Source organism: Amycolatopsis sp. NBC_01286 (genome assembly GCF_035982555.1).
Lineage (GTDB): Bacteria > Actinomycetota > Actinomycetes > Mycobacteriales > Pseudonocardiaceae > Amycolatopsis.
Genome location: NZ_CP108428.1, coordinates 3,183,944 through 3,210,259, shown reverse-complemented (window position 1 = coordinate 3,210,259; position 26,316 = coordinate 3,183,944). Strand labels below are relative to the sequence as shown.

At 71.0% G+C, this 26,316-nt stretch carries 26 protein-coding genes and 2 riboswitches; of the genes, 12 read left to right on the top strand and 14 right to left on the bottom strand.

The window, feature by feature from the left end:
- Positions 1–11: 11 nt before the first annotated feature.
- On the bottom strand, positions 12–638 hold the full coding sequence (locus OG570_RS15620; RefSeq protein ID WP_326944746.1) for a LytR C-terminal domain-containing protein: 627 nt from the start codon (positions 636–638) through the stop codon (positions 12–14).
- Positions 635–943 (bottom strand): DUF3263 domain-containing protein, encoded by a 309-nt coding sequence (locus tag OG570_RS15615; protein ID WP_247058599.1) that lies wholly within the window; start codon positions 941–943, stop codon positions 635–637. The genes OG570_RS15620 and OG570_RS15615 overlap by 4 nt, the downstream gene beginning before the upstream one ends.
- A 155-nt stretch (positions 944–1,098) precedes the next feature.
- On the opposite strand from OG570_RS15615, the gene OG570_RS15610 reads away from it, so the two are divergent.
- A complete protein-coding gene (locus tag OG570_RS15610; RefSeq protein ID WP_247058600.1) occupies positions 1,099–1,677 on the top strand; it encodes a peptide deformylase in 579 nt (192 codons plus the stop codon).
- A gap of 83 nt (positions 1,678–1,760) precedes the next feature.
- Here the strand turns inward: OG570_RS15610 and OG570_RS15605 are convergent, their stop codons facing one another.
- Positions 1,761–3,926, bottom strand: coding sequence for a glycoside hydrolase family 15 protein (locus tag OG570_RS15605; protein WP_326957205.1), 2,166 nt, complete (start codon positions 3,924–3,926; stop codon positions 1,761–1,763).
- Between the two features lie 206 nt (positions 3,927–4,132).
- On the opposite strand from OG570_RS15605, the gene OG570_RS15600 reads away from it, so the two are divergent.
- From OG570_RS15600 to thiD (OG570_RS15590), 3 genes are all read left to right on the top strand, one after another.
- The gene (locus tag OG570_RS15600) at positions 4,133–5,044 is read left to right on the top strand and encodes a S1C family serine protease (protein WP_247058602.1); all 912 of its coding nucleotides are present in this window, start codon (positions 4,133–4,135) and stop codon (positions 5,042–5,044) included.
- A 50-nt stretch (positions 5,045–5,094) separates the two neighbouring features.
- Positions 5,095–5,219: riboswitch (TPP riboswitch) on the top strand.
- On the top strand, positions 5,213–6,847 hold the full coding sequence (thiC, locus tag OG570_RS15595; RefSeq protein WP_326957202.1) for a phosphomethylpyrimidine synthase ThiC: 1,635 nt from the start codon (positions 5,213–5,215) through the stop codon (positions 6,845–6,847). (Overlaps the previous riboswitch by 7 nt.)
- Positions 6,844–7,644, top strand: a complete 801-nt coding sequence (gene thiD, locus OG570_RS15590; RefSeq protein WP_326957200.1) for a bifunctional hydroxymethylpyrimidine kinase/phosphomethylpyrimidine kinase — start codon at positions 6,844–6,846, stop codon at positions 7,642–7,644. The genes thiC and thiD (OG570_RS15590) overlap by 4 nt, the downstream gene beginning before the upstream one ends.
- 44 nt (positions 7,645–7,688) lie before the next feature.
- Here thiD (OG570_RS15590) and OG570_RS15585 read toward each other — a convergent pair whose 3' ends face one another.
- Positions 7,689–9,200 (bottom strand): alkaline phosphatase family protein, encoded by a 1,512-nt coding sequence (locus OG570_RS15585; protein ID WP_326957197.1) that lies wholly within the window; start codon positions 9,198–9,200, stop codon positions 7,689–7,691.
- 92 nt (positions 9,201–9,292) lie between these two features.
- Positions 9,293–9,688 (bottom strand): winged helix-turn-helix transcriptional regulator, encoded by a 396-nt coding sequence (locus tag OG570_RS15580; RefSeq protein WP_247058605.1) that lies wholly within the window; start codon positions 9,686–9,688, stop codon positions 9,293–9,295.
- Positions 9,689–9,779: 91 nt separating this feature from the next.
- Between OG570_RS15580 and OG570_RS15575 the strand changes: the two genes are divergently transcribed.
- The gene (locus OG570_RS15575; RefSeq protein WP_326957195.1) at positions 9,780–10,703 is read left to right on the top strand and encodes an NADP-dependent oxidoreductase; all 924 of its coding nucleotides are present in this window, start codon (positions 9,780–9,782) and stop codon (positions 10,701–10,703) included.
- Here OG570_RS15575 and OG570_RS15570 read toward each other — a convergent pair.
- On the bottom strand, positions 10,700–11,710 hold the full coding sequence (locus OG570_RS15570) for a phosphatidylinositol-specific phospholipase C domain-containing protein (RefSeq protein ID WP_326944752.1): 1,011 nt from the start codon (positions 11,708–11,710) through the stop codon (positions 10,700–10,702). The two genes, OG570_RS15575 and OG570_RS15570, sit on opposite strands and share 4 nt — an antisense overlap.
- Positions 11,711–11,821: 111 nt before the next feature.
- Between OG570_RS15570 and thiD (OG570_RS15565) the strand changes: the two genes are divergently transcribed.
- Positions 11,822–12,649 carry a bifunctional hydroxymethylpyrimidine kinase/phosphomethylpyrimidine kinase gene (gene thiD, locus OG570_RS15565; RefSeq protein WP_326944753.1) on the top strand — a complete coding sequence of 276 codons (828 nt, stop codon included), beginning with the start codon at positions 11,822–11,824 and terminating at the stop codon, positions 12,647–12,649.
- Positions 12,650–12,969: 320 nt separating this feature from the next.
- The gene (locus tag OG570_RS15560) at positions 12,970–13,773 is read left to right on the top strand and encodes an ion transporter (RefSeq protein WP_247058609.1); all 804 of its coding nucleotides are present in this window, start codon (positions 12,970–12,972) and stop codon (positions 13,771–13,773) included.
- Here OG570_RS15560 and OG570_RS15555 read toward each other — a convergent pair.
- From OG570_RS15555 to thiO, 4 genes are all read right to left on the bottom strand, one after another.
- Positions 13,770–14,201, bottom strand: a complete 432-nt coding sequence (locus OG570_RS15555) for a MarR family winged helix-turn-helix transcriptional regulator (protein ID WP_247058610.1) — start codon at positions 14,199–14,201, stop codon at positions 13,770–13,772. The two genes, OG570_RS15560 and OG570_RS15555, sit on opposite strands and share 4 nt — an antisense overlap.
- A 98-nt stretch (positions 14,202–14,299) precedes the next feature.
- A complete protein-coding gene (locus OG570_RS15550; RefSeq protein ID WP_326944754.1) occupies positions 14,300–15,058 on the bottom strand; it encodes a thiazole synthase in 759 nt (252 codons plus the stop codon).
- 1 nt (position 15,059) lies between these two features.
- Positions 15,060–15,260 carry a sulfur carrier protein ThiS gene (thiS, locus tag OG570_RS15545; protein WP_326957193.1) on the bottom strand — a complete coding sequence of 67 codons (201 nt, stop codon included), beginning with the start codon at positions 15,258–15,260 and terminating at the stop codon, positions 15,060–15,062.
- Positions 15,260–16,336 carry a glycine oxidase ThiO gene (gene thiO / locus OG570_RS15540; RefSeq protein WP_326957191.1) on the bottom strand — a complete coding sequence of 359 codons (1,077 nt, stop codon included), beginning with the start codon at positions 16,334–16,336 and terminating at the stop codon, positions 15,260–15,262. Before thiO ends, thiS begins: the two co-directional genes overlap by 1 nt.
- Positions 16,330–16,435, bottom strand: a riboswitch (TPP riboswitch). (Overlaps the previous gene by 7 nt.)
- Positions 16,436–16,568: 133 nt before the next feature.
- Between thiO and thiE the strand changes: the two genes are divergently transcribed.
- Positions 16,569–17,228 (top strand): thiamine phosphate synthase, encoded by a 660-nt coding sequence (gene thiE / locus OG570_RS15535; RefSeq protein ID WP_326944756.1) that lies wholly within the window; start codon positions 16,569–16,571, stop codon positions 17,226–17,228.
- A 62-nt stretch (positions 17,229–17,290) separates the two neighbouring features.
- On the opposite strand, the gene OG570_RS15530 is transcribed toward thiE, so the two are convergent.
- On the bottom strand, positions 17,291–18,031 hold the full coding sequence (locus OG570_RS15530; protein WP_326944757.1) for a hypothetical protein: 741 nt from the start codon (positions 18,029–18,031) through the stop codon (positions 17,291–17,293).
- A 146-nt stretch (positions 18,032–18,177) separates the two neighbouring features.
- Here OG570_RS15530 and OG570_RS15525 point away from each other — a divergent pair, with 146 nt between their 5' ends.
- Positions 18,178–19,125 carry a threonine ammonia-lyase gene (locus OG570_RS15525; protein WP_326957189.1) on the top strand — a complete coding sequence of 316 codons (948 nt, stop codon included), beginning with the start codon at positions 18,178–18,180 and terminating at the stop codon, positions 19,123–19,125.
- 1 nt (position 19,126) lies between these two features.
- On the opposite strand, the gene OG570_RS15520 is transcribed toward OG570_RS15525, so the two are convergent.
- The gene (locus OG570_RS15520) at positions 19,127–20,665 is read right to left on the bottom strand and encodes an MFS transporter (protein WP_326944759.1); all 1,539 of its coding nucleotides are present in this window, start codon (positions 20,663–20,665) and stop codon (positions 19,127–19,129) included.
- A gap of 42 nt (positions 20,666–20,707) precedes the next feature.
- Complete coding sequence (locus OG570_RS15515) at positions 20,708–21,463, bottom strand: GntR family transcriptional regulator (RefSeq protein ID WP_247058618.1); 756 nt, start codon at positions 21,461–21,463, stop codon at positions 20,708–20,710.
- A gap of 148 nt (positions 21,464–21,611) precedes the next feature.
- Between OG570_RS15515 and OG570_RS15510 the strand changes: the two genes are divergently transcribed.
- Both OG570_RS15510 and OG570_RS15505 read left to right on the top strand, forming a co-directional pair.
- Entirely contained in the window at positions 21,612–22,658 is a 1,047-nt protein-coding gene (locus tag OG570_RS15510) for an SIS domain-containing protein (RefSeq protein ID WP_326957187.1), read from the top strand.
- On the top strand, positions 22,655–23,620 hold the full coding sequence (locus tag OG570_RS15505) for an N-acetylglucosamine kinase (protein ID WP_326957185.1): 966 nt from the start codon (positions 22,655–22,657) through the stop codon (positions 23,618–23,620). Before OG570_RS15510 ends, OG570_RS15505 begins: the two co-directional genes overlap by 4 nt.
- A 101-nt stretch (positions 23,621–23,721) precedes the next feature.
- On the opposite strand, the gene OG570_RS15500 is transcribed toward OG570_RS15505, so the two are convergent.
- On the bottom strand, positions 23,722–24,384 hold the full coding sequence (locus tag OG570_RS15500; protein ID WP_247058620.1) for a DUF3159 domain-containing protein: 663 nt from the start codon (positions 24,382–24,384) through the stop codon (positions 23,722–23,724).
- A gap of 279 nt (positions 24,385–24,663) precedes the next feature.
- Between OG570_RS15500 and OG570_RS15495 the strand changes: the two genes are divergently transcribed.
- Positions 24,664–25,482: an SGNH/GDSL hydrolase family protein gene (locus OG570_RS15495; RefSeq protein ID WP_326957181.1), complete on the top strand. Its 819-nt coding sequence runs from the start codon at positions 24,664–24,666 to the stop codon at positions 25,480–25,482.
- The last annotated feature ends 834 nt before the right edge of the window (positions 25,483–26,316 follow it).

The window sequence follows — 26,316 nt, the reverse complement described above, 5'->3', positions numbered from 1 at the left end:
GTACGAGCTCGTCAGCTGCCCTTGTGGCCCGACTCGTATTCCTTCGTCACGATGATGATCACGCCCGGGCTGGCGCTCTCTATCCCGGGGAAGCGGGGCTCGGCCTTGATCTGGAACTCCTGCGCGAGCTGCTTCGCCGCGGCTTCCTCGTCGGTGCCCGGGCGGTAGAACGCCGTGGTCACCGGGATCGTGCCCTGCGAGTAGTTGCCGACCTCGTTGACGGTCCAGCCGTCACCGCGGAAGTCGCTCGCGGCCCGCTCGGCGAGGTCCTTGATCAGGGAGTTGTTGAAGACCCGGACGGTCACCCACTTGTTGCCCGTCTGCTGGTCACCGGGCTGACCCGGCTGCCCGGACGTCGGCTGCCCCGGCGTCGGCTGGCCGGGCGTCGGCGACGACGGCGTGGGTGACGTCGGCGGGGTCGTGGACGACGGCGGCGGTGTCGACGGCGAGGTGGGCGGCGACGTCCCGCCCGGCGGCGTGCCGGGCTGGGTGCTGGGCGTACCGCTCGGCCCGGCTTCGTTCGAACCGCCACCACTCAACGCGGAGATCCCGCCGATCACGGCGGCGACGATCGCCACGCCGATCAGCACGACGCCCGCGGCCTTCATCGGCCGGGACATTCCCGAAAACACGCTCATTTCAGCTCGATCCCCAGTCGCCTGGCCCCACGCTTGCGCTGGCGGGCGGCGCGCGTCTTGCGCAGCCGCTTCACCAGCATCGGGTCGGCTTCGATCGCCTCCGGCTTCTCCAGCAGCTTGTTCAGCAGCTGGTAGTAGCGCGTGCTGGAGACTTCGAAGCGCTCACGGATGGCGTTCTCCTTCGCACCGGCATGTCGCCACCACTGGCGCTCGAAAGCGAGGATCTCGACCTCGCGTTCGGTCAGGCCGGGTACGGGCTTCGGCGGCGACGGCTGCGGCTCAGCCATCGACTCCGCGGCGTCCATCCGAGTCCCTCTCAATCGGGCGACATGGTGATCCAGACCTACCTCTTCCGCGGGCGTCATTCAACCACGGATCAACACGCCGACGTGGGCATCGACATCGGCGCGTCACGGTCTGATGCAGGTCTACCAGAAGGGTCCGACTAAACTGCCCGCTCGTGACCGTCCACGCCATCCGGATCGCCGGCGACCCCGTGCTGCACCACCCGACTCGGGAGATCACCGAGTTCGACGAGAAGCTGCGCGTCCTCACCGACGACATGTTCGAGACGATGTACGAAGCCGAGGGCGTCGGCCTAGCGGCCAACCAGATCGGCCTCGACCTGCGGGTGTTCGTCTACGACTGCCCGGACGACGAGGGCGTGCGCCACAAGGGCGTCGTCGTCAACCCGAAGCTCGAGACGTCGGCGATCCCGGAGACCATGCCGGACCCGGACGACGACTGGGAGGGCTGCCTCTCGGCGCCCGGCGAGTCGTACCCGACGGGCCGCGCGTCGTGGGCGAAGGTGACCGGCTCCGACATCGAGGGCAACCCGATCGAGGTCGAGGGCACCGGCTACTTCGCGCGCTGCCTGCAGCACGAGACCGACCACCTCGACGGCTACATCTACCTCGACCGGCTCGTCGGGCGCCACGCCCGCGCCGCGAAGAAGATGCTGAAGTCCAACAAGTGGGGCGTCCCGGGCCTCTCGTGGCTGCCGCCGCGCACCCCGGAAGACGACGGCGCCGTCATCTGACCTCCCGTACTCCGTAAAGCCGTGAAGGCCTCCTTACCGGCTCTTATGGCCGGTAAGGAGGCCTTCACGGCTTTTGGCGAACCTCAGCAGCCGAGGAAGTGGCAGCGGACCACGCGCGGGGTTTCGAGGGTCGCGCCCGCCTTGACGTCCCAGGCCAGGCGGACGTACTGCGCGTGCGTCCAGGCCAGCGGCGTCGCCGAGTTGTTCGGGGTGCCGGCCGGGAACCCCGTCTGACCCGACGGCGGGTTCTCGTCCCACACCTGCTCCGGCATGGTCTCCGCCGAGCTGCTCACCCGGCCGAGGTCACGCAGCCGCCGCGCGGCCGAAGACGGCTGGCCCAGCGTCAGTTCGTACTCACCACGTTCGCCGGCCAGCAGCGGCCACAGCCGGCCGAACGTCGTGCGGCTCTCGGCCGGGAACGTGTAGTCCCACGGCGAGCCGTCGGCCTGCTCGCCGTAGCCGTCCTTCGTGTAGCGGTGCCAGAACTGACCGGTCGGCGTGGTGAACGAGATCTCCTTGTCCGTGACGCGCACGCTGTTGCGGATCACCGGGTCGTCGGCGCGGTAGATGCCGAGGCGCACCAGGTCGAGGAACCCGGCGTCGGTGACCGCGCGCTGGTCCATGGTCACGCTGGAGTTGCCGAGGTTGTACGTCGTTCCGGCGTTGGCGTTGCCGTCCTTGGTGAGCCGGACGAAGTACGGGTCCTTCGACAGCGGCCCGTTCGTGGTGATCGTCTGCTTGGGCAGGTCGGCCTTGAACTTGTCGGCCGCGGCGAGGTACCTCTCGGCGTCGGCGGCCGCGCCGTTGTGCGACGCGATGTCCGCGGCGCACACGAGCCCGGCGATCACCGAGGCGATGGTCGACGGGGACCAGCCGTCCTGCTCCTCCCAGCGCTCCTGCTGGGTCCACGGCGCCGCCTGGCCGTCAGGACCCTTGTAGGACAACAGGAAGTCGGCGGCCTTGCGCACGCCGGGCCAGACGTCGTTGCGGCCGAGCTGCTGCGCGAGCACGATCGGGAAAGCGGTTTCGTCGAGCTGGACCGACGTCCAGTACGGCACGCCGTCGACCCGGCTGTTCTGCGGCATGTGCCCGTCGGCCTGCTGCTGCGTGCCGAACATGTAGGTCACCGCGCGGCTCGCGGCCGCCGTGTCGCCGCCGGCGGCGAGGCCGGTCGCGATCTGGTAGAGGTCGCGCGGCCAGACCAGGTGGTAGGTGCCGGACGGCGACCACTCCGGGTCGTTGTTCCCGAACCGCCACGGCATGCTCGGCGACGCGATGAACGCGCCCGGGTGGTGCTTGTCCTCGCTCGCGGCCAGCGTCAGCATCGACGCCTTGTAGAGGTCGCGCTCGCTGTCGGTCTTCAGCGACGACGGCGGTTTGCTCACCCCGCGCAGGTACTGCTCCCAGCCGCGGTCGTAGGCGCGGGTGATGGCGCCGAAACCGCGTCGCTGCGACGCCTGCGCGTTGCCGAGCGCGTCGGCCGCCTTCGCGCCCATGCCGAGCGCGAGGGTGACGTGCCGGCTGCGCACGCCGTCGGCCGCGGTCTGCCCGGTGAGCACGACGTTGCCGTTGCCGGCGGTGTCGTAGGTCGCGAGCTTGAACGTCTTCGCGAGCTGGGTGCCGCCGTCGGACGCGCCCGCGTAACCGACGCTCGTGCGCGTGAAGCCGGGCTTTGCGGTGAGGGCGGCGGCGTTGGTGGCGTCCGACGCGGTGAGCGCGTCACCCTTGCGCGCGGCCGAGTCGTCGGAGCCGTCGTTGGTCAGGTCCGGGTCGGCGACCGCGTAGAGCTGGTACGGCCGGCCGGTGAGCGACTGGAAGTCGACGTCCACCAGCACGGTCGTCGCGGCCGGGTCGGTGACGTAGGTCTTGCGCAGCCGCCACCGGTGCTGGTCGTCGGTGATGGTCTGCTCGTAGGTCAGGCTGTCGTCGTCGGTCCGCCGGACCTGCTGCGACTTGGCCGTGTTGTCGGCGACGGCGAAGCTGCGCCCGTCGGTGACGACGAAGTCCATCGAGCGGACGCTGGGCGTGGACAGGTCCGGGTAGTAGACCTCGGACATTTGGCCGCCCTGGAGCGTGAACCAGACGTTGCTGCCGCGATCGTGGGCCGTGCCGAAGCCGGTCTTGTTCGCGGGTAGCCAGCTGGGATGGGCGCCGGGCGCGCCGGGAGCCGTCCCCTGGGCCGCCGCGGTCGCCGGTATCAGCCCGGTGACCAGCAGCCCGGCGAGTGCCGGAACCATGAGTTTGCGCATATCAACCCCACAGTGATGTCGCTTCTGCACCGTTACAGAAGCGACAGGCAGTGTCTCGCCGATTCTTCACGGGCGCATGGTCCGAACCGGTGAACCACTGACCGTCACTGGTCCGGTCACGCCGCCGGTTCACCAGCAGCGAACGGACTTCCGGCCGTTCGCGGCGCACACTTGAAGTACCTGCAACGGTGTAATCGAGGTACTCCATGGACGAGGCGATGGACGCCTACTCGCGCGCGGTCAGCACGGTCGCCAAGACCGTCACGCCGCACGTCGCCGGGGTTCAGCTCGGGCGCGGCAGTGGCTCCGCGGTCGTCTTCGCCGACGACGGCTACCTGCTGACCAACGCCCACGTCGTCGACGGCGAACGCCACGGCGTCGCGACCTTCGCCGACGGCAGCGAAGCCCGCTTCGACGTCGTCGGCGCCGATCCGCTGTCCGATCTCGCCGTGCTGCGCGCGCGGGACGAGACGCCGTCCGCCGCCGTGCTCGGGGACGCCGACCACCTCGTCGTCGGGCAGCTCGTGGTGGCGATCGGCAGTCCGCTCGGCTTCTCCGGCTCGGTGACCGCCGGCGTCGTCAGCGCGCTCGGCCGGGCGCTCCCGGTGCGGCACGGGCGCGCCGGCCGGGTGATCGAGGACGTCATCCAGACCGACGCCGCGCTCAACCCGGGCAACTCCGGCGGCGCGCTCGCCGACTCCGCCTGCCGCGTCGTCGGGATCAACACCGCCGTCGCGGGCGTCGGGCTCGGGCTCGCCGTGCCGATCAACTCGACGACGCGCCGGATCATCGACACGCTCGTCGTCGAAGGCCGGGTGCGGCGGGCGTACCTCGGCGTCGTCGGCGTGCCCGCGCCGCTGCCCGACGACGTCGCCGAGCGCACCGGGCAGGAGGCCGGGCTGCGCGTGCGCGAAGTCGTCTCCGGCGGGCCCGCCGAGCGCGCCGGGCTGCGAACGGGCGATCTCGTACTGACCGTCGGGCGCGCCCGGGTGTCGGACGCGCAGGGCATCCAGCGGCAGCTGTTCGCCGAAGTGATCGGCACCGCACTGCCGATCACCGTGCTGCGCAACGGAGCCATGGTCGACGTCTACGCCACACCGGCCGAACTGGTCGGGTGAGGTGAGCGGACTTGAGTCTGGCGCCCCGGCGTGGCATGGTCGGTGGCACAACACCACAACGCGGGAGCTCGCGCCATGGCGGGCTGAGAGGGTGACTGGGGATTTGTCCCGGGTGTCACCGACCGCATGAACCTGACCGGGTAATGCCGGCGTAGGGAGTGAAAGTCGTTGACAACGCTGGAGAACAAGGACGTCTCCGTCACGACCGGGCCCATCACGGGCTCGCACAAGATCTACCACCAGACCGAGTCCGGACTGCGTGTTCCCGCGCGCCGGATCGACCTCTCGAACGGCGAACACTTCGACGTCTACGACACTTCCGGGCCGTACACCGACCCTGAAGCGAACATCGACGTCCACAGTGGACTGCACCGGCTGCGGGCCGGCTGGGCCGACGGCCGGGAGCACAACACGCAGCTCGGGTGGGCCAAACAAGGCGTCGTCACCAGGGAAATGGAGTACATCGCCGCCCGCGAACGGGTTTCACCGGAGTTCGTCCGCGACGAGGTCGCGAGCGGCCGCGCGGTGATCCCGGTCAACCGGCGCCACCCCGAGTCCGAGCCGATGATCATCGGGAAGAACTTCCTGGTGAAGATCAACGCGAACATGGGGAACTCGGCCGTCTGGTCGTCGGTCGAGGAGGAGGTCGACAAGATGGTGTGGGCCACCCGCTGGGGTGCCGACACCATCATGGACCTCTCCACCGGCAAGCGGATCCACGAGACGCGCGAGTGGATCATCCGCAACTCGCCGGTGCCGGTCGGTACCGTGCCGATCTACCAGGCGCTGGAAAAGGTCGACGGGGAACCGGAAAAGCTGTCGTGGGAGGTCTACCGCGACACCATCGTCGAGCAGTGCGAGCAGGGCGTCGACTACGTCACGGTGCACGCCGGCGTGCTGCTGCGCTACATCCCGCTGACCGCGCGGCGCGTCACCGGCATCGTCAGCCGCGGCGGCTCGATCATGGCGGCGTGGTGCCTCGCGCACCACCAGGAGTCCTTCCTGTACACGCACTTCGAGGAACTCTGCGAGCTGCTGCGCCAGTACGACGTCACGTTCTCCCTCGGCGACGGCCTGCGCCCGGGCTCGATCGCCGACGCCAACGACCGCGCGCAGTTCGCCGAACTGGAGACCCTCGGCGAGCTGACGCACCTCGCGCGCTCGCACGACGTCCAGGTGATGATCGAGGGCCCCGGCCACGTGCCGATGCACAAGATCAAGGAGAACGTCGAGCTGGAGGAACGGCTCTGCGGCGAGGCGCCGTTCTACACCCTCGGTCCGCTCACGACGGACATCGCGCCGGGGTACGACCACATCACGTCGGCCATCGGCGCGGCGCAGATCGGCTGGTACGGCACGGCGATGTTGTGTTACGTCACGCCGAAGGAGCACCTCGGCCTGCCGAACCGCGACGACGTCAAGACCGGCGTGATCACGTACAAGATCGCCGCGCACGCCGCCGACCTGGCGAAGGGGCACCAGTACGCGCAGGAGTGGGACGACGAGCTGTCCAAGGCGCGCTTCGAGTTCCGCTGGAACGACCAGTTCAACCTGTCGCTCGACCCGGACACGGCGCGCGCGTTCCACGACGAGACCCTGCCCGCCGAGCCGGCCAAGACCGCGCACTTCTGCTCGATGTGCGGGCCGAAGTTCTGCTCGATGCGGATCACGCAGGACGTCCGCAAGTACGCCGAGGAGCACGGTCTGTCCACTGTGGAGGCCATCGAGGCCGGCATGGCTTCGAAGTCGGCGGAGTTCACCGAGTCCGGCGGCCAGGTCTACCTGCCCGTGGTGCAGCCGTGACTCCGCCCACCGCCCTCACCATCGCCGGATCCGACTCCGGCGGTGGTGCGGGCATCCAGGCGGACCTGCGCACGTTCTTCGCGCACGGCGTCCACGGGCTCGTCGCGCTGACGGCCGTCACCGTGCAGAACTCCTTGGGCGTGCAGGGTTTCACCGAGATCCCGGCCGACGTCGTGGCCGCGCAGATCAAGGCCGTGGCGACGGACATGGGCGTGAACGCGGCCAAGACGGGCATGCTGGCGACGGCGGAGATCATCCGAGCCGTGGCCAAAACCCTGGACGAAGTCGGCGGCGACATCCCGTTGGTGGTCGACCCGGTGGCGGCGTCGATGACGGGCCACGCGCTGCTGCGCGAGGACGCCCTGGAGGCGATCCGCACGGAGCTGTTCCCCCGAGCGACGCTGATCACGCCGAACCTGGACGAGGTCCGCTTGCTGACGGGCATCTCGGTGGTTTCTCCCGCGTCCCAACGGGAGGCGGCCGAGGCACTGCTGGCCTTCGGATCGCGCTGGGTCCTGGTCAAGGGCGGCCACATGACGGGCAGCACGTGCGTAGACCTCCTGACCGACGGCGCCTCGTTCTTGTCGTTGAGCGGCCCCCGCTACGACACGGAGAACACCCACGGCGGCGGCGACACCATGGCCTCGGCGATCACGTCATCGCTGGCGAAGGGCGCCTCGGTCCCGGACGCGGTGGCGGCGGGGAAGAAGTTCATCGAGAGGTGCGTGGCGGAGTCCTACCCGCTCGGCGCGGGCGTGGGCCCGGTGTCACCGTTCTGGGTGCTCGGGTCCTCGTGAGTGGTAATTAGGGTTCTAACCCTAATTACCACTCACGACGTGGGTCAGCGGGTCGTCAGGTGCGGGGCGTCGATCGCCCAGTACCAGTTGTTGCCCGCCGCGTAGAGGCGCCACGTGAAGCGGGCCGAACGAGCGCCCGCCGGGACCGCTACCGATGTCGTCGTCGGCTGGGACAAGACGTCGCCGCCCCGGTTCGCGGCAGAGGATTCCGGGCCGTACGACAAGACCGGCTGCTCCGCGCCGCCGTCGAAGGAGACCGTCAGCGCGCCGCGCTGGGTGCCGTCCTGGCGGTAGTGCGAGACGAACCCGGCATCCACTGTGGACTTACCGGTCACCGCAAGCGCCGGTGACACCAGGGAAGAGTCGAAGGTCCCCGACGAAGACGGCGACCCCTTGTCGTCCCACTCGTCGGGGTCCGCCACCGCGAAGACGCCCCGGGCGCGCACGTTCGCCTCCCGCTCCTGCCCGGGCGCGGTGCGCGTCCAGAAGTCGTCCGTCGTGAACGCCCAGCCCTGCCACTCCGTGACACCCGCGGGCATGGCCGACGCGTTGCGGACCGTCCAGCCCGACGGCGCGTCGTGCGTCCAGCCGGGCACCGACGCCGGGACGCCCGTTTCGTCCACCCGCGGCTTCAAGACCGCCGAGTCGAACGGATCCGCGGGAAGCGAGCCCAGCGCGTAGCCGTCCAGGGAAAGCGGGATTCCCAGGTGCCGCAACGCCGTCGGTGCGATGTCGACGATCTTCGGCGCCACCGCGGGTGTTCCGGCCGGCACCGCGCCGCCCGCCGCGACCACGAACGTCATGCGCTCCTCGGGGCTGTCGCCACCGTGGCCGCCGGGGCCGGTGTGGCCGTGGTCGGTCGTCAGCATGACCAGCCAGTCTTCCGACGAATACGAGGGTCGTGCGCTGATCGCCGTCAGCAGCCGGCCGAGGTACGCGTCGTCCGCGCGCAGGGTCGCCGCGTACTCCGGCGAGTCGGCGCCGTGCGCGTGGCCCGCCTCGTCCGTCTGTCCGAAGTAGACGAACGACGCGTCGGCCTTGTCCTGCTTCAGGTGCTTTTCGGCGTCCGCGGCGAGCTGCGGGTCCGTGTTCTCGTAGCCGGCGCTGTCACCGTCCAGGACGTACTTGCGGTCCTGACCGGTCCGCAGGATCTTGTCGCCGATCGGCTTCCAGTCGACGGCGGCGTACGTGTCGAGCGCCGGGTTCGCCGTCTCGGCGCGCGCCAGCCAGCTCGGGTAGGCGGCCAGGTTGTTGCCGGTGAACGCGTTGTCCTTCACCAGGTGCTTGTCGGGCCAGACGCCGGTGAGGATCGACGACCAGCCGGGCCCGCTGAGCGTCGGCGCCATCCCGCTGCCGTACAGCGAGCTCCGCGCCGAGTACCCGCGCTGGACCAGCGCGTGCACGTTCGGCGTGTCGGCGGCGAGGAGCTTGTCGAACCGCGTGCCGTCGAGCCCGATCACCAGCACCTTGGGCGTCTTCGCCGCGCCCCCGGCCACGCCGGTGGTCAGCCCCGCGGCCGCCACCAACGCCGTGACCAGGCAGAACAGTCTCCGCATGAACCCTCCAGGAATTGGTTCGGATGAGTTACCCGGAGGTTAGGGAGTCACGAAGGCGAAGAGGTGAACGCGCGGCGAAACCCGGTGAGCCATCAGCGGACCGGCTGCAGCTCCCGGCCGTCGTAGGACTCGCGGGCCGAGCGGATCCGCCCGAAGTTGGCCTGGGACCACGCGCTCAACGCGATCAGGTGCGCGCCGACCTCGGCGCCCATGTCCGTGAGCGCGTACTCCACCGACGGTGGTGTCGTCGGGTAGACCGTGCGCGTCAGGAAGCCGTCGCGCTCCAGCTGACGCAGGTTCTGGGTCAGCATCTTCTGACTGACGCCGTCGACCGCGCGGCGCAGCTCGCCGAAGCGGTGCGGGCCGCGGGCCAGCGCGCCCAGGACCAGGGCCGTCCACTTGTTGGCCAGCAGGTCCAGCACGTCACGGCACGGGCAGCTGCGGAGGTAGACGTCCCAGGGTCCGTCCTGGTCGCAGGTGGTTTCCATCGGGTACCTACTTTACGAAGAAGTGCCTTCTGGCGAAAAGTGCCTACCCACCCGAGTATAGGAGCCGACCCCGGAACGAAGGAGCGAACAGATGCGCATCGTGACCCAGCAGGCACTCGGCGGCCCGGAGGTGCTGACCGTCACCGAAGCACCGCGGCCGGTCCCCGGGCCCACGGAGGTCCTGGTGCGCGTGCACGCCGCCGGGATCAACCCGGTCGACTGGAAGGTGCGCGCCGGCGGCGGGTTCCTCGGCGAGCCGCCGTTCACCGTCGGCTGGGACGTCGCCGGCGTCGTCGAGGAGACCGGCTTCGGCGCCACCGGCGTCCGGCAGGGCGACGAAGTCCTCGGCATGCCCTGGTTCCCGCGCCCGGCCAGCGCCTACGCGGAGTACGTCACCGCGCCCTCGCGCCACTTCGTGCGCAAGCCCGCCGGACTCTCGTTCGCCGAGGCCGCCGCGCTGCCGCTGGCCGGGCTGACCGCCTGGCAGGGCCTGGTCGACGTCGCGAACGTCCACAGCGGACAGCGGGTGTTCGTCGACGCCGCCGCGGGCGGGGTCGGGCACCTCGCCGTCCAGATCGCCAAGGCGCGCGGCGCGTACGTGCTCGGCACGGCCAGCGCGGGCAAGCACGACCTGCTGCGCGAACTCGGCGTCGACGAGCCGATCGACTACCACGACGAAACCGCGACGGCGTCCGATGTGGACGTCCACTTCGGACTGGTCGGCGAGGAGAGCGACCTGCGCTGGCTGCCCGCGATCAAGGAAGGCGGACTGTTGATCGGCGTGCCCAGCGGCGTCGGCGATCGCGTCGAAAAGGCTGCCGCCGAACGGAAAGTGCGGACGGCACGGATCCTCGTCGAACCCGACCGCGGCGGGCTGACCGGCCTCGTCGAGCTGATCGAGGCCGGTCAGCTGAAGGTCCGCGTCGAGCAGACCTTCCCGCTGGAAGACGCGGCGAAGGCGCACGAGCTGGGTGAGTCCGGCCGGGTGTCCGGCAAGCTCGTGCTGACCGTCTAACCCCTGGCGAGCACCTGGGGCAGCACCGTCGTGAGCCCGGTCCAGTCGGACGTGATCACCGACGCGTGCTGCTTCGCCAGGTCGGCGACGCGCTGGTTGGCCTGCTCGACCGTCGGGTTGTGGGCGTCGATGGCCGGCGCGACGTTCTGGCCGTCGGTCATCACGACGTAGTAGTGGTTGGTGTCGTACCACCCCGGCCCGGTCTGGGTGACCCACGCGTTCGCGTCGCCGTCGAAGACCACGAACCACGGCTTGAGGTCGGCGGTGTACTTGTCCCGCGGGTCACCGCCGGCCGCGCCGTGCACGGTCGGGAAGATGTAGGCGTCGCCGATCCGGCCGGCGTTCTTGAGCCCGAGCAGGTAGCGGCCGTACTCGACGTCGGTCTTCAGCGTGTCGGTCGGGTTCTGCTCCTCGACCGTGCCCGGGATGATCTCGGTGATCACCCGGCCCCGCAGCGCGTCCACGGACGGCCAGTTGTCCGCCTTGGCCGCGTCGTCGAGCGTGCCGTAGCTGCCGAGCAGCTCACCCGGGCGGAACGCGACGCTGCCGAGGTGCGCGCGGAACGTGGCGTCCAGCTCGTCCGGGCCCATGCCGGTGTTGTCCGAGAAGCCGGTCTTCATCTCGAGCTTGAGCGTGAGCGGCGTGTGCCCCGGGTGGGCCGCGAGCCAGATCCGGATGTCGTCGAGGCAGTACTCCAGGTTCTTGTTCTTCCCGCCGGTGTACAGCTGCGCCGCCGACGTCGCCGCGACGCAGTTGTTGCTGTTCCCCAACGGGTTCGAGTGGCTGACCTTCCACTCGTGGGTGAAGAAGTCCGGCCAGACGTCGAGCTCGATCAGCGACGAGCCGGCGTCGAGCGCCCTGGCCAGGTAGTCGTAGGCCGCCGGGTCGTACGTGTTGTGCACGCCGACCGTCGTGACGTGGGAGAGCTTCGGGCCGTCCGCGTTGGCGGCGGTCGCCCCGGAGAACGTGAGAGCGGCCGTGAGGAGTACCACCGAGAAGAGCTTCATCCAGGCTCCTTCGCCCGTGAACTGGTGAGTAGCCCACACAATGTGCCACCGTGGTGGCCTGTTGATGAAGCAAAAGCGGCCGATTGGCCTAGACCAGAAGTCGGGAAGAGAATGACCACGAGCCCGCCCACCGCGTTGACCATCGCCGGTTCGGACTCCGGCGGCGCCGCCGGTCTGCAAGCGGATCTGCGCACGTTCCTGACCTGCGGCGTCCACGGCCTGGTCGCGGTCACGGCCGTCACGGTGCAGAACACCCTGGGCGTGCACGACCGCGCCGACCTGCCGCCGCACATCGTGGCCGGGCAGATCGAGGCCGTCGCGGCGGACATGGGCGTCGGCGCGGCCAAGACGGGCATGCTCGCGTCCGCGGAGATCATCGACGCCGTCGCGGCCGCGTGCGACAAGGCGGAGATCGGCCGCGACGAGAAGATCCCGTTCGTCGTCGACCCGGTCGCGGCCTCGATGCACGGCCACCCGCTGTTCGACGACGCCGGCCTGCGCGCCCTGCGCGACGAGCTCCTGCCGCGCGCGACGGTGCTCACCCCGAACCTCGACGAGGTCCGGCTGCTGACCGGGATGACGGTGAAGGACCGCGAGGGCATGCACACCGCGGCGGTGGTGCTGCACCGGATGGGCCCGCGCTACGTCCTGGTCAAGAGCGGCCACCTGCAGGCGGACCCGGAGTGCGTCGACCTCCTCTTCGACGGCTCGACGTTCGTGGAGCTGCCGGGCGAGCGCTACCCGACCCAGCACACGCACGGCGCGGGCGACACGATGGCGTCGGCGCTGACGGCAGGCCTGGCGAAGGGCATGTCGGTGGTGGAAGCGGCCCGCTACGGCAAGTGGTTCGTCTCCCAGGCGGTCGAGCACGCCTACCCGATGGGCGCCAAGGTCGGCCCGGTCTCGGCCTTCTGGCGGCTGGCACCCGAAGAACGCTGAGTACCCGTCACGACTTGCGCCCGAAGACCCGCCGGTCGCCGCCATTCGCGCACGGACCCTCCGCTGGGGCGACCGAATCAGGCTGTCCGGCAACCGGCCCCCGAAGATCACGGGTCACCCCGCCGCGGCCGCACCCTTCCTGCGGCCTGTGCCGGCACCCTGGCAAACCGGTCGCCGGGCGCCCGCGCGACACGGCACCGCGCGGGCGCCCGGACCACACCGGCCCCGGCCTTCTGGCGGCTGGCACCCGAAGAGCGCTGAGTACCCGTCCGGTTACCCTTTCCTCGTTTACTGATCCTTGACTACAACGGGGGACGGCCTTGACCGGGCGCGAACGGGTCGCGAGGTTCCTCGAGGACCGCCGCTTCCAGAACTTCATCATCGCGGTGATCGTGTTCAACGCGGTCACCCTCGGCATGGAGACGTCGACGTCGCTGATCGACGGCTACGGCGGCCTCCTGCACACCCTCGACCACATCGCGCTCGGCATCTTCGTCGCCGAGCTGCTGGCGAAGTTCTACGCCTACCGCGGCGCGTTCTTCCGTGACAACTGGAACGTCTTCGACCTGCTGGTCGTCGGCATCGCGGTGATCCCGGCGACCGGGCCGTTCGCGGTGCTGCGGTCGCTGCGCGTGCTCCGGGTGCTGCGGCTGATCTCCGTCGTCCCGTCGATGCGCAAGGTCGTCTCCGGGCTGCTCGCGGCGATCCCCGGGATGGCGTCGATCGCCGCGTTGCTCGGGCTGATCATCTTCGTCGCCGGCGTGATGGCGACCAAGCTGTTCGGCGTGATCTCGCCGGAGAACTTCGGCGACCTCGGGACGTCGTTGTTCACGTTGTTCCAGGTGATGACCGGCGAGGCGTGGCCGGACATCGCGAAGGAGATCATGCAGCAGGCGCCGATGGCCTGGATCTTCTTCGTCGTCTACATCCTCGTGTCCAGCTTCGCGGTGCTGAACCTCTTCATCGCCGTCGTGGTCAGCGGCATGGAGGACGAGCTGCGCCAGGACATCCGCGAAGAAGAGGCGAAGCAGGCCGCGACGCAGGCCGAAGCGAACCGCGAAATCCTCGAAGAGCTCCGCGCCCTGCGCGCGGAGCTGGCCGAGCTGCGGCAGAACGCCGCTTAGCGGTCTTCGTCGGCGATCAGCGCTTCGAGCGCCGGGAGCGCCGTGGTCAGCGCCTCGCGGTGCTCCGGCGACAGCTTGTCGAGCCGCCGGTTCAGCTCCTGTACGCGCGTCGACCGGACGCCGGACACGAGCCGCTCGCCCTCTTCGGTGGCCTTCGCCAGCCACGCCCGCCGGTCGACCGGGTCGGACTCGCGGCTGACGTACCCGGCCTCGACCAGGGAAGCGATGATCCGCGACATGGTCGCCGCCGCGACACCCTCCTTGGCCGCGAGGTCGCCGAGGCGCAGCTGGCCGGCGTGGACCAGGGTCGCGAGCGCGGAGATCGCGCCGTGGCCGGGGCCCGGCACACCGGCCTGGCGCAGTGACCGGGACAGCCTGCCCACGGCGAGGTACAACCTGCCCGAGGTGTCCTGAACCGATGTGGTCACGGCTGGCTCCTTCTGCCCTCACCCGTGCGCGGGTGCGCCGGAAAGTTCCGTCTACCTTACGGGTTGGCGGTGCGGGTTCGGTGTTAAGGCGCTCCGGTTCACCGCGGCGGGCTCGACGCCTGCGCCCAGAAGCGCTGCGGCACCCGCCCCGCGCCGCGGGCCAGCCGTCCGGCGACGACGGCCGACCGCATCGCCGCGGCCATCCGCTCGGGATCGCTGGCCCGGGTGACCGCGGTGGACAGCAGGACGGCGTCGCAGCCGAGCTCCATCGCCAGGGTGGCGTCCGACGCGGTGCCGATTCCGGCGTCGAGGATCACCGGGACGCCTGCTCGCGAGACGATCAGCTCGATGTTGTGCGGATTCCGGATCCCGAGGCCGGTGCCGATCGGCGCGCCCAGCGGCATCACGGCGGCGCAGCCGGCCTCCTCCAGGCGCAGCGCGAGCACCGGGTCGTCGTTCGTGTAGACGAACACGGTGAACCCGTCGGCGGCCAGCTGCTCGGCCGCGTCGAGGGTTTCGACGGGGTCCGGGAGCAGCGTCCGGTCGTCCGCGTGGACTTCGAGCTTGATCAGATCGGTACCGAGCGCCTCGCGCGCCAGCCGCGCGGTGAGCACGGCTTCGGCGGCGGTGCGGCAGCCCGCGGTGTTCGGCAGCAGCTCGATCCCGAGGCGCCGGAGCAGTTCCAGGACGCCGGAGCCGCCCTCGGCGTCGGCGCGGCGCATGGCGACGGTGGTCAGCTCGGTGCCGGACGCGACCAGCGCCCGTTCGAGCACGGCGAGGTTCGCCGCGCCGCCGGTGCCGATGATCAGCCGTGACGACAGCTTGTGCGTGCCGATGACGAGCGGTGCTTCGTCCACTTCAGCCTCCCTGGACGGCGGTGAGCACGTCGAGCGCCGCGCCCTTGGGGACGGCGGTGGCGGCCCAGTCGCCGCGCCGGACGACCACGCCGTCGACCGCGACGGCGATGCCGGGCCGTTGCCCGCCGGTGGCGTCGAGGACGTCGGCGACGGTCGCGTCGTCCGGGAACTCCGTCCACTTGCCGTTGAGCTTGATCTCCATCACACGTGCTCCTTCTGGTGCAGGCGGGCGGGTGAAGCCGCTTCGACGCCTTCGGGCGGCTTCTCACCTTCGAGCCAGGCGACCACGGCGGCCGCGGTCACGGGGGCCAGCAGCAGGCCGTTGCGGTGGTGCCCGGTCGCGGCGTAGACGCCGTCGTCCAGGACGCCGAGGTACGGCAGCGCGTCGCGGCTGCCGGCGCGCAGGCCCGCGGCCGTCTCGACCAGCTCGTACTCGGTGATCGCCGGGAAGACGCGCTCGGCGCCCTCGATCAGCTCGCGGACACCGCGCGCGGTGACGGCCTGGTCGAAGCCCGCTTCGTACTGCGTCGCGCCGAGGACGAGCTCCTGGTCGCCGCGCGGGACGAGGTAGATCGGCCGGCCTTCGACGACGGCGCGGACGGTCCGCGTCGGCGGCGGCAGGCAGCCGCGGCGCGGTTTGAGGCGGAGGATCTCGCCCTTGAGCGGGCGGACGGCGTCGGCGAGCCGCGGGTGCAGCCGCCCGGTCCAGGCGCCGGCGGCGAGCACGACGGCGTCGGCGTCCGGGATCGTTTCGACGCGTTCGCGGACGAACCGGACCTGGCGGTTGACGCAGGCCGCGTACAGCGCGTTGAGCAGTTTCCGGTTGTCCACGGCCAGGTCGCCGGGCACGTGGAGTCCACTTCGGACGGACCCGACGCCGGGTTCGAGCCGCTTGGCCTCGCGCCCGGTGAGGCGTTCGGCCGCGCGGCCGAGGGACTTCAGGTGGCCGGCGAGGATGTCGAGGTGCCCGGCGTCGGCGCTGTCGAAGGCGACGACGAGCGTCCCGTGCTCGGCGAGCCCGGGGTCGACGCCCTCTTGCTTGAGGTCGGCCGCGAAGCCGGGCCACCGGCGGAGGGACTCTTCGCCGAGGGCGAGGACGTCTTCCTCGCCCGGCCAGGCCTCGGTGACCGGGGCGAGCATGCCACCGGCCAGCCAGGACGCGCCGCCGCGCACGGGTTCGGGGTCGTAAACGGTGACCGCGTGACCTTTCGCGGCCGCGCGCCACGCCGCGGACAGGCCGATCACGCCGGCACCGACCACGGCCAAGGTGTTCGTCATGGGATCACGCTCCCTGCGCCGGCATGACCCGGATCAGGTTCCACGGTCGGAGCGGCAGCTCCCTCTCAGCCCGTGCCTCGGGCTCCCGTGCGGACTCGGCCACCCTACTGCGCCGGTCGTTACCAGTCCAACCACAGCCACGGCCGGATGGCTTTCGAGGCAACGGCACGTACCGCTCGATGGCCGGCCTGCTTTTGGCCGGACCGGTAACCGGCCAGGTACGGTCGCCGCTATGCCCGCCCTCTCCGGTGACAAGATCCGCGCCCGCCTCGACACCGCGCGCCTGTACCTGTGCACGGACGCCCGAACGACCCGCGGCGACCTCGCCGCGTTCGCCGACGCGGCCCTGTCCGGCGGCGTCGACATCATCCAGCTGCGCGACAAGACCGGCGCGTTGGAAGCCGCCGGCGAGATCGCGGCGCTGGAGGTGCTGGCGGAGGCGTGCGAGCGTCACGGAGCACTGCTCTCGGTGAACGACCGGGCGGACGTGGCCCTGGCGGTCGGCGCGGACGTCCTCCACCTGGGCCAGGACGACATCCCGGTCCCCTTGGCCCGCCGCATCGTGGGCGACGACGTCGTGATCGGCCGCTCGACGCACTCGGTCTCGCAGGCTGCGGCCGCTGCTTCCGAGCCGGGTGTGGACTACTTCTGCACGGGCCCCTGCTGGCCGACGCCGACGAAGCCGGGTCGCTCGGCGCCGGGCCTGGACCTGGTCCGTTCCACGGCCGCCGCCGCGGTGTCCCGGCCGTGGTTCGCCATCGGCGGCATCGACGTCCCGCGCTTGCCGGAGGTCCTGACGGCGGGAGGGTCGCGGATCGTGGTGGTCCGGGCGATCACGGAGGCGGAGGACCCGGCTGCGGCAGCCCGCGAACTGCGCTCCCACCTGCTCTGACGCTGAAGTCCGTGAAGGACTCCTTACCGGCTCTTATGGCCGGTAAGGAGTCCTTCACGGCTTTACGGGGTCGGGGTGGACGCCGCGCCCTGGCTGGTCGGGGGTGCCGCCGAGGTTGTCGGCTTCTGGGAGGTCGTGCTCGGCGTTGTCGGGGTGGTGGTCGGTGTGTCCGACGAGGTCGTCGGTGGGGTGTTCGACTGCGTCGTCGTCGACGACGTGTCCGTCGGTGAGTCCTGGGTGTCGTTCGTCGAGGTCGAGGGCGTCGTCGACGGGGTCGGGGTCGAGGGGCCCGAGCCGCTGCCGAAGATCTTGCCGATGCCCGCTCCCGTGCCGCCCGCTACCTTGCCGCCCGTGGCCGCGTCCACGCTGACCATCGCCAGGATTGCCACCGCGAACGCCACCACACTCGTGCCGATGATCAGTGGCCAGCGCAGTTTTCGCAGCCTGCCCGGCTCGTCGTCCGGACCGTCCGTGGGCAGGTCGTCCGGGCGCTTCAGCCGGACCGTGGGTTGCTCGGCCAAGGGCACCTCGGCGCCGCCTCGGCGGCGGATGCCCGACGTCGCCAGCTGGCGGGCCTTCGACGCGGCCGCTCGCGTGCGCTGCAGTGAGCGCAGGTACACCTCGCCGCCGACCGTGGTGATCACGCTCGCCACGCCCGCGCCGGCCACCGTGCCCGCCACGCCGAGCGTCGACCCCAGCAGCGCCGCCGTCACCGCCGCGAGCGCCGCCGCCATCACCTGCGCGATGCGCAGTCCTGACTTCGCTTCCTTCGTTTCGGAAGTCGCTGCGTTCTCCTTGCTCATGATCCCGATCCGGTAGTAAGTCTTCTCCCCTGTCCAACGTGTAAGGCGCGCGGGAAACTCCCCTCGTTGCCGCAGCGTGAGGAGCGCCACGTTGACCGTCCACTATGGACAGTGTAAACCGAACGGTTTCTTGACATACTCGGCACATGGAACTGGTCACGATCTCCGACATCGAGGCGGCCGCGAAGCGCGTCGAAGGTGTCGCCGTGCGCACGCCGCTGTTGCTCCAAACGTGGGACCCGCGCGAGTCCTTGTGGCTCAAACCCGAGAGCCTGCAACCGATCGGCGCGTTCAAGGTGCGCGGCGCGTTCAACGCGATCGGCACCCTCGACGACGCGACGCGCGCCCGCGGCGTCATCGCCTACTCGAGCGGCAACCACGCGCAGGCCGTCGCGTACGCGGCGCAGCGGTACGGCGTGCCCGCGGTGATCGTCGTGCCGGACGTCGCGCCGCGGATCAAGGTCGAGGCCACCCGCTCGTACGGCGCCGAGGTGATCGAGGTGCCGATCGGCGAACACGAGGCCAAAGCGCACGAACTGGCCGCCGAACGCGGGCTGACCCTCGTCCCGCCCTACGACCACGCGGCGATCATCGCCGGGCAGGGCACCGCGGGCCTGGAGATCGCCGAAGACCTGCCGGACGTCGACGTCGTGCTGGTGCCGGTGAGCGGCGGCGGGCTCGCCGCCGGCGTCGGCACCGCGATCAAGGCGCGCTGCCCGCGGGCGCGGGTCATCGGCGTCGAGCCCGCGCTGGCCGGCGACGCGACCGAAGGCCTGCGGCTGGGCCGCCAGGTCGACTGGCCGATGGCCGACCGCGCCCGCACGATCGCCGACGGCCTGCGCGCCCAGCCGTCCGAGCTGACGTTCGCGCACCTCACGAAGGTCGTTGACGTCATGGTCACGGTCACCGAGGACGAGATCCGCGACGCCGTCCGGACGCTGGCGCAAAAGGCCCGCCTGGTCGCCGAGCCCAGCGGCGCGGTGACGACGGCGGCCTACCTGCACCACGCGGCCGAGCTGCCCACCGGCCGAACGGTGGCGATCGTCTCCGGCGGCAACGTCGACCCGGCGCTGTTCGCGGAGATCCTGGCCTGAGTCAGGCGGGGGTCCCCCGGCGCACGTGCGTCGGCGGGCCCTCGACCCCGCAGCTGAAGCACTCGCCCAGGTGCGGCGCCTCGTCCGGGTGGGACGACTCGTCCGCGGCCGGCGGCGCGGGCGCGGGAGTCGGCGGCGCGAGGACGCCGTTGTGGATGCCGAGCGCGATCAGCCCGCCGGCGATGGCCAGGACCGCGCAGATGATCAACGCCGTCCGCCAGCCCGCGGTCAGCGCGACCGGGTCGTTGTACGCCTCGCCGGTCAGCCCGGCCGCGGCGGGCAGCACCGCCACCGCCAGCAGGCCGCCGGAGCGGGCGATCGCGTTGTTGACGCCCGACGCGACGCCGGCGTAGCGGTCCGGGGCCGCGGCGAGCACCGTCGCGGTCACCGGGGCCACCACGGTCGCCAGGCCCAGCCCGAACACGACGACCGCGGGCAGCACGGCCCCGAGGTAGGACGCGCCGGGCGCGATGCGCAGCATCAGCAGCATCCCGATGCCGACGACGATCGGCCCGACCACCAGCTGCGTCCGCGGGCCGATGCGCTGCGCGAGCGCACCCGAGCGGCCCGAGAGCAGCAGCATGATCACCGTGAGCGGCAGGCCGGACAGGCCGGCCGCGGTCGGCGAGTAGCCGAGCGAGACCTGCAGCTGCATGACCAGCAGCATCAGCACGCCGCCGAGCGCCGCGTACATGGCGAAGGTCAGCGCGTTGGACAGGGTGAACGTCCGGTCGCGGAACAGCGACGGCGGCACCAGCGGCTCCCGCGAGCGGTGCTGGACGAACACGAACGCGGCCAGCCCCGCGATCCCCAGCACACCCGCGACCAGCACGATCGGGTCGCCGATGCCGCGTCCCGGCGCCTCGACCAGCGCGCCGGTGATCCCGGCGAGGCCGATCGCGCCGAGCGCGGCGGCGCCGAAGTCCGGGTGCCCGGTCGCTTCCTCGTCCCGCGACTCGGGCACGAACTTGCGCGCCATGAAGACGACGGCGACCGCGATCGGCACGTTGATCAGGAACGCCAGCCGCCACGACCACAGCTGGACCAGCAGCCCGCCGAGCAGCGGCCCGGCGGCGGCCGCGATGCCGCCGAGGCCGGACCACGCGCCGATCGCGCGGGCGCGCGCGTCGTGCGCGAAGGACGACTGGAGGATCGCCAGCGACCCGGGCGTCAGGAGCGCGCCGCCGATGCCCTGCAGGATGCGCGTCGCGACGAGCATCTCGGTCGACGTCGCGGCGGCGCAGAGCCCGGACGCGACGCCGAACCAGACGACGCCGATGAGGTACATGCGGCGCCGGCCGTACCGGTCGCCGAGCGAGCCGGCGACCAGGATGAGCGCGGCGAGCGCCAGCATGTAGCCGTCGAGGATCCACTGGAGCCCGGCGACGGACGCCCCCAGCTCGGTGCCGATGCGGGGCAGGGCGACGTTGACGATCGTGCCGTCGAGCATCGCCATGCCGGAGCCGAGGATGGTCGTGGCGAGCACGCCGCGCGCGGCGTGCGTCCCCCACCGGATCCCGGTGTCTTCGGTGGCTGTCACCAGCACACTCCACCGTGCCCGAAGACCCCCGTCAACCTGGCCCTACGGCATCAGCGTCGTGACGAACTTGTAGCGGTCCCCCCGGTAGATCGCGCGGGCGAACTCCACCGGCTTGCCGTCGGTGGCGAACGAGTGCCGTGTCAGCATCAGCACCGGCATGCCGACGTCCGCCCCGAGCATCTCCGCTTCCTGCGGCCCGGCGAGCGACGTCTCGATCGTCTCCTCCGCGCGTTCCAGTTCGACGCCGTAGTGCTCGCGCAGAACGGCGTACAACGACGCGCCCGCCGAGACGTGCTTGCGCAAGCCGCGGAAGCGGCCGAGCGGCAGGTGCGTCGTCTCCAGTGCCATCGGCTGGGAATCCGCCAGTCGAAGCCGTCGAAGGCGAAGAATTTTCGCCCCCGTCCGGATTCCGAGCAGTTTCGCCAGATCGCCCTCGACCGGGAGCTCCTCGACTTCCAGGAGCTTGGACGACGGCTTCAGGCCCTGCTTGCGCATGTCCTCGGTGTAGGAGGACAACTGCAGCCGCTGAGCGAGCTTCGGCTCGGCCGCGAAGGTGCCTTTTCCCTGCACACGGTGCAGCCGGCCCTCGGCGGTGAGGTCGGCCAGCGCCTGGCGCACGGTGGTGCGGGAGACCGTGAACTCCCCGGCGAGCGCGCGTTCCGTCGGGATCGGCGACCCGGGCGGCAGCACGTCGAGCAGGTCCAGCAGGTGCTGTTTCAGTGCCCAGTACTTGGGCTCTCGCTGACCGCGCATCCCGGCGACGGCACCCGCCTCGCCCGCGGTGGTGGTGTCCAACATGCCCGACTCCCTATGTCTTCCCTCATAACACGCCACGTCCCCGTAAGAAACGTACCCTTTTCCCCAAACGCGCCGCCCTACTAAGATTGGTCTAGACCTGACCGACGCCGCCTGAGTCCGGTACATAATGCCGGAGGTGGAGAGGAAAATGATGACCGAACAACGGCCCGGCGAGCACATGGCCGCGGAGATCGCCCAGCAGCCGGACGTCTTGGCCGGACTGGTCGAGCGTCAGGCGGAAATCGCCGGGGTGGCGGAAAAGATCTCACAACGCCCCCCGCGCTTCGCTTTGCTCGCCGCGCGTGGATCGAGTGACCACGCAGCGTTGTATGCGAAGTACCTGATCGAGGTAATGCTCGGCCTTCCGGCTGGTCTTGTCTCCCCGTCTACGGCGACGCTGTACGGCGCGCGGCCCGATTTGCGGGACGTGCTGTTCGTCACGGTCAGCCAGAGCGGCGGCTCACCTGACCTGATCGAGGTGACCGAGACGGCCCGGCGCCAGGGCGCGCTGACCGTGTCCGTCACCAACACGCCCGAGTCGCCGCTGCGCGCGGCGTCGGAGCTCGGCATCGACATCGGCGCCGGTGTCGAGAAGGCCGTCGCCGCGACCAAGACGTACTCCGCCACCCTGATGGCGCTGTACCTGCTGATCGACGCGGTGCGCGGCGGCAAGGCGGCCGACGCCGAGAAAATCGGCGAGCTGGCCCAGCAGACCCTCGACGGCTCCGTCGAGGGCGTTCAGCGCGCGGTCGACCGCTACCGCTTCGTGGACCGCGTCCTCACGACCGGCCGCGGCTACTCCTACGCGTCCGCGCTCGAAGGCGCGCTCAAGCTGGCCGAGACCAGCTACCTCGCCGCTCGCGCGTACAGCGGCGCGGACCTGCTGCACGGCCCGGTCGCGGCGGTGAACGGCGAGACCGCCGTGCTCGCGGTGACCAGCGCCGGGCACGGCGGCCAGGCGATGCACGAGGTCCTCGAGGCCGTCGGCAAGCGCGGCGCGGACGTCCTCGCCGTCGGCTCGGCCGCCTCCGAGGTGCCCGCGGCGCTGCGCATCGACGTCGCGCCGACCGTCGAGGAGCTGGCGCCGATCCTGGAGATCCTGCCGCTCCAGCGGCTCGCGCTCGGCCTGTCGCTGGCCCGCGGCGGCGACCCGGACAGCCCGCGCGGCCTGCTGAAGGTGACCAAGACCCGGTGACCTTCGCTGTCGGCGTGGACGCCGGCGGCACGTCGACCAGGGCCGCACTGGTCGACGCCGCCGGCGTCGTGCTGGGTACCGGGCGCGGCGACGGCGCCAACCCCAACGCGCACGCGCCCGAGGTGGCCGCGGGCCGGATCGCCGACGCGATCACCGCGGCCCTCGGCGGGCGCGACCCCGGCGGCGTGCGCGCGTGCGTCGTCGGCATGGCCGGGGTCAGCAAGCTGAGCGACCCGGCGATCGCGGCCGTGTTCGACGCGGCGTGGGCCCGGATCGGGCTCACCGGCGTCGTGCGTACGGTCGCCGACGCGGAAGTGGCGTACGCGTCCGCGACCGCCGCGCCGGACGGGACCGTGCTCGTCGCCGGCACCGGCTCGATCGCGGGCCGGATCCGGAAGCGGCGGCTGGCCGGCACCGCGGGCGGCTACGGCTGGCTGCTCGGTGACGAGGGGTCGGCGTTCTGGCTCGGCCGGGAAGCCGTCCGGTCCACTTTGGAGGCACTCGGGCGCGGGTCGTCACTCGACGGCCTCCCCTCGGCGGTGCTCGCCGAAGCGCTCGGACCGTCCGGTGTGGACGTCCGGACCGACGCCGAGCGGCTCGCCGCGTCCCGGGCGTTGATCACGAACGCCAACGCGGAGGCGCCGGTGCGGCTGGCCCGGTTCGCCCCCTTGGTGAGCGCGGCGCACGACACCGGCGAGCCCGCGGCGGGCGAAATCGTGGCCCGCGGGGCCGGGCTGCTGGTCGCGAACGCCCTCGCCGCGCGCGAGCCCGGCGAGTCGACCCCGGTCGTCCTCGTCGGCTCGGTGCTCACCGGGACCAGCCCGGTCGGGGCGCTCGTGCGGCGTGGATTGACCGGTCTCGAGGTGCTGACCAGCTCCGATGGGGTGCTCGGGGCGGCCTGGCTGGCCGCCGTCGACGCCTTCGGCGAGGGGGCGCCGAGACCCGCGCTCCTGGGAAAATGAGCAAAACGCGGCGCGAAGACGTGAAAACGTCGACTGAACCCGGGTAGGCCGGGTACCGTAGGCAGTGGCCCCCGGACCCTCCCCCCTCGCCGGGGGCCGCCTTATGCCCCGGGTACGTCCTCCGGCCGGGTTTCGGGGGTCAAGCGCAGGCCGGGGTGCTCCGGCGGCAACGCGCGGTAGAGCACCCAGCCACTGACCGCGACGGTCAGCGCGACCAGCGGCCACGACAGCACCGTGCGGGCCACGCCGAGCGCGATCACCTGGCCGGACCACCACAGCAGGCCGTAGACGACGACGCGCAGCACGTACTGGCCGAACACCCACACCCAGCTCGCCCTCGAGTAGGCCTTGAGCAGGACGGGGTCGCGGCGCCAGCGCGTCTTCTGGCCCAGCACCAGGCCCACGACGACGCCGAGCAGCGGCCAGCGGACCACGATGCTGGCCGCCCAGAGCAGCGCGCTGGCCACATTGGACATCAGCTGCAGCAGGAAGAAGTCCTGGGCGCGGCCGGTGTGGAGGGCGATCAGCGCGGCCGCGACGACGGCGGCGAGGCTGACCACGATCGCGCGGATCTTGCCGCCGCGGGCGTACCGGAAGACCCCGAGCGCGACGGCGACCGCGATGGCGGCGCCCGCCCCCCAGGCGATGGACTGGCCGGCCGCGAGCCAGCCCACGACGAAACCGACCGGCGGGATGCTGGCGTCGAGCGCACCCCGGCGGCCGCCGAGGATCTGCGCGAGCGACTCGCGGGGTTGTTCGGACACGTGTCCAGCCTGCCGGATCAGCCCCGGAACGCCCCGGCCGGGGAGATCTTCGCCACATCGGGTGCCGGTTTTAACTCCGAGTGTGCTGTTTCACGGCATACCGAAGGTGAAGACTGCGTAATACAGAAGCGCGGAAGGCCGACAAGATAAGACACTGTTACCGCTGGCTGAACCCGCGGTGGCGGTGGGCGCATCGTGGGGGTGCGGCCCGATTCGTTAGTTGGGGTGTACAACTATATGTCGGGGTGGGTCGGTCGCAGGACGGGAAGGGGACCCAACGTGTACGGATTCGACAGCTATGTGGCGCTCGGTGACAGCTTCACCGAGGGGCTCAACGACGCGTTGCCGGACGGTTCGTTCCGGGGCTGGGCCGATCGGCTCGCCGAGATCCTGGCGGCCGATCGGTCCGACTTCCGGTACGCGAACCTGTCCCTGCGGGGCAAGATGCTCGACGAGATCATGGACGAGCAGCTGCCGATCGCGCTGGAGCTGAAGCCCGACCTGGTCACGCTCTGCGCCGGCGGCAACGACATCATCGTCCCGGGCGCCGACGTCGAAGCGGTCGTCGAGCGGTTCGAGGAGGGCGTCGCGAAGCTGCGCGAGGCCGGCATCCCGGTACTGATCTTCAACGGCCCGGACACCAAGGTGCTGTCGGTGATGTCGGTGCTGCGCGGCAAGGTGGCGATCTACAACACGCACCTGTGGGCGATCGCGGAGCGCCACGGAGCCCGCATGGTCGACTTGTGGACAATGGGCCCGCTACACGACCGCCGAGCCTGGAGCGACGACCGCCTCCACTTCTCCCCGGAAGCCCACCGCCGCATCGCCCTGAAGTCGGCGGAGGTCCTGGGCATCCCGGTGGCCAGCGACTGGCGCGAGCCGTGGCCATCGGAGGACACCCCGAGCCGCTGGATCGACTCACGCAGGTCGGACCTGGCGTGGACGAAGGTGCACCTGCTGCCGTGGATCCGCCGCCAGCTACGAGGCGAGTCGATGGGGGACGGCCTGTCCCCGAAGCGGCCGCAGCTGGCGCCGTTGGTGCCGATCGAGGTTCTCGAAGCGGCGGAGAACGCTCAGCAACAGCAGCAGGCCAGCTGAGGTTGGGGTTTCACGTCGGGGGTCTTCGCGCCTCTCGGCTGGTTGCTGTCGGGCTGGGGGGTCTGCCCTGCGATTTGTCCTGCTGCCTGCGGCTCTGTGGTTAGTTCTGCTTGCCGGTCTGCGGTTGTTCCGCTGCCGCCCTGCGGCTGATCTCGCTGCCCGCCTCGCGGCTGATCTCTCTACCGATCTCGCGCCGGTCCTAGCGGCGCATGTCTGTGGGCACCCGACACGGCCCAGGACCATCGGGGCTCCGGCTGCCCGCCCACCTCAAGTCCGCCGAGCTGTCTGACGGCCGAAGGATCGCCTGGCTCCAAGCCCCGCCGAACCCGACTGCTCCGCCAGGCTCGCTTCGCTCACTCGCCCCGCTCAGTTCCGCCCGTTGCGCTGCGCTCTGCTGCGCCAGACTCCGCCAGCCCGCTGTGCCGGGTTCTGCTTCGCTCAGCTCCGCTGCGCCAGGTTCCGCTCAGCTCCGCCCGCTCAGCTCGCCCACACCGCTGCGCTCCGCCCACCCGCTGCACCAGGCTCGCTCCGCTGCACCAGGCTCCGCCGGCTCGCGCTCCGCCCACTCGCTCCGCTCCTTCGCTCCGCCCGGCTCCGCTCGCGCTCCGCGCCCACCACCCCCACCAACCTGCGAAAACCGCCCCCTGGTGACCCAACAGACATACCCCACCACTCCCAAGGGGGGCCGCCCGTCTCCAGCGTAACGGGGGGATCCGACAGAACGTGTCCGGACGATCACCACAACCCGAGTTGTCCACATGTCGACCCGGCTGGGGACAAACTGTGGACGGACGGCTCTCCCAGGTCGCCAAGCCGCGTCGTCCGGCTTACAGT

Excerpts from the sequence above, each read along its gene's own strand:
- OG570_RS15620 (WP_326944746.1), bottom strand. The coding sequence starts at position 638 with ATGAGCGTGTTTTCGGGAATGTCCCGGCCGATGAAGGCCGCGGGCGTC.
- OG570_RS15615 (WP_247058599.1), bottom strand. The coding sequence starts at position 943 with ATGGACGCCGCGGAGTCGATGGCTGAGCCGCAGCCGTCGCCGCCGAAG.
- OG570_RS15605 (WP_326957205.1), bottom strand. The coding sequence starts at position 3,926 with ATGCGCAAACTCATGGTTCCGGCACTCGCCGGGCTGCTGGTCACCGGG.
- OG570_RS15600 (WP_247058602.1), top strand. The coding sequence starts at position 4,133 with ATGGACGAGGCGATGGACGCCTACTCGCGCGCGGTCAGCACGGTCGCC.
- OG570_RS15585 (WP_326957197.1), bottom strand. The coding sequence starts at position 9,200 with ATGCGGAGACTGTTCTGCCTGGTCACGGCGTTGGTGGCGGCCGCGGGG.
- OG570_RS15580 (WP_247058605.1), bottom strand. The coding sequence starts at position 9,688 with ATGGAAACCACCTGCGACCAGGACGGACCCTGGGACGTCTACCTCCGC.
- OG570_RS15575 (WP_326957195.1), top strand. The coding sequence starts at position 9,780 with ATGCGCATCGTGACCCAGCAGGCACTCGGCGGCCCGGAGGTGCTGACC.
- OG570_RS15570 (WP_326944752.1), bottom strand. The coding sequence starts at position 11,710 with ATGAAGCTCTTCTCGGTGGTACTCCTCACGGCCGCTCTCACGTTCTCC.
- thiD (WP_326944753.1), top strand. The coding sequence starts at position 11,822 with ATGACCACGAGCCCGCCCACCGCGTTGACCATCGCCGGTTCGGACTCC.
- thiS (WP_326957193.1), bottom strand. The coding sequence starts at position 15,260 with ATGGAGATCAAGCTCAACGGCAAGTGGACGGAGTTCCCGGACGACGCG.
- thiO (WP_326957191.1), bottom strand. The coding sequence starts at position 16,336 with ATGACGAACACCTTGGCCGTGGTCGGTGCCGGCGTGATCGGCCTGTCC.
- thiE (WP_326944756.1), top strand. The coding sequence starts at position 16,569 with ATGCCCGCCCTCTCCGGTGACAAGATCCGCGCCCGCCTCGACACCGCG.
- OG570_RS15530 (WP_326944757.1), bottom strand. The coding sequence starts at position 18,031 with ATGAGCAAGGAGAACGCAGCGACTTCCGAAACGAAGGAAGCGAAGTCA.
- OG570_RS15525 (WP_326957189.1), top strand. The coding sequence starts at position 18,178 with ATGGAACTGGTCACGATCTCCGACATCGAGGCGGCCGCGAAGCGCGTC.
- OG570_RS15515 (WP_247058618.1), bottom strand. The coding sequence starts at position 21,463 with ATGTTGGACACCACCACCGCGGGCGAGGCGGGTGCCGTCGCCGGGATG.
- OG570_RS15510 (WP_326957187.1), top strand. The coding sequence starts at position 21,612 with ATGATGACCGAACAACGGCCCGGCGAGCACATGGCCGCGGAGATCGCC.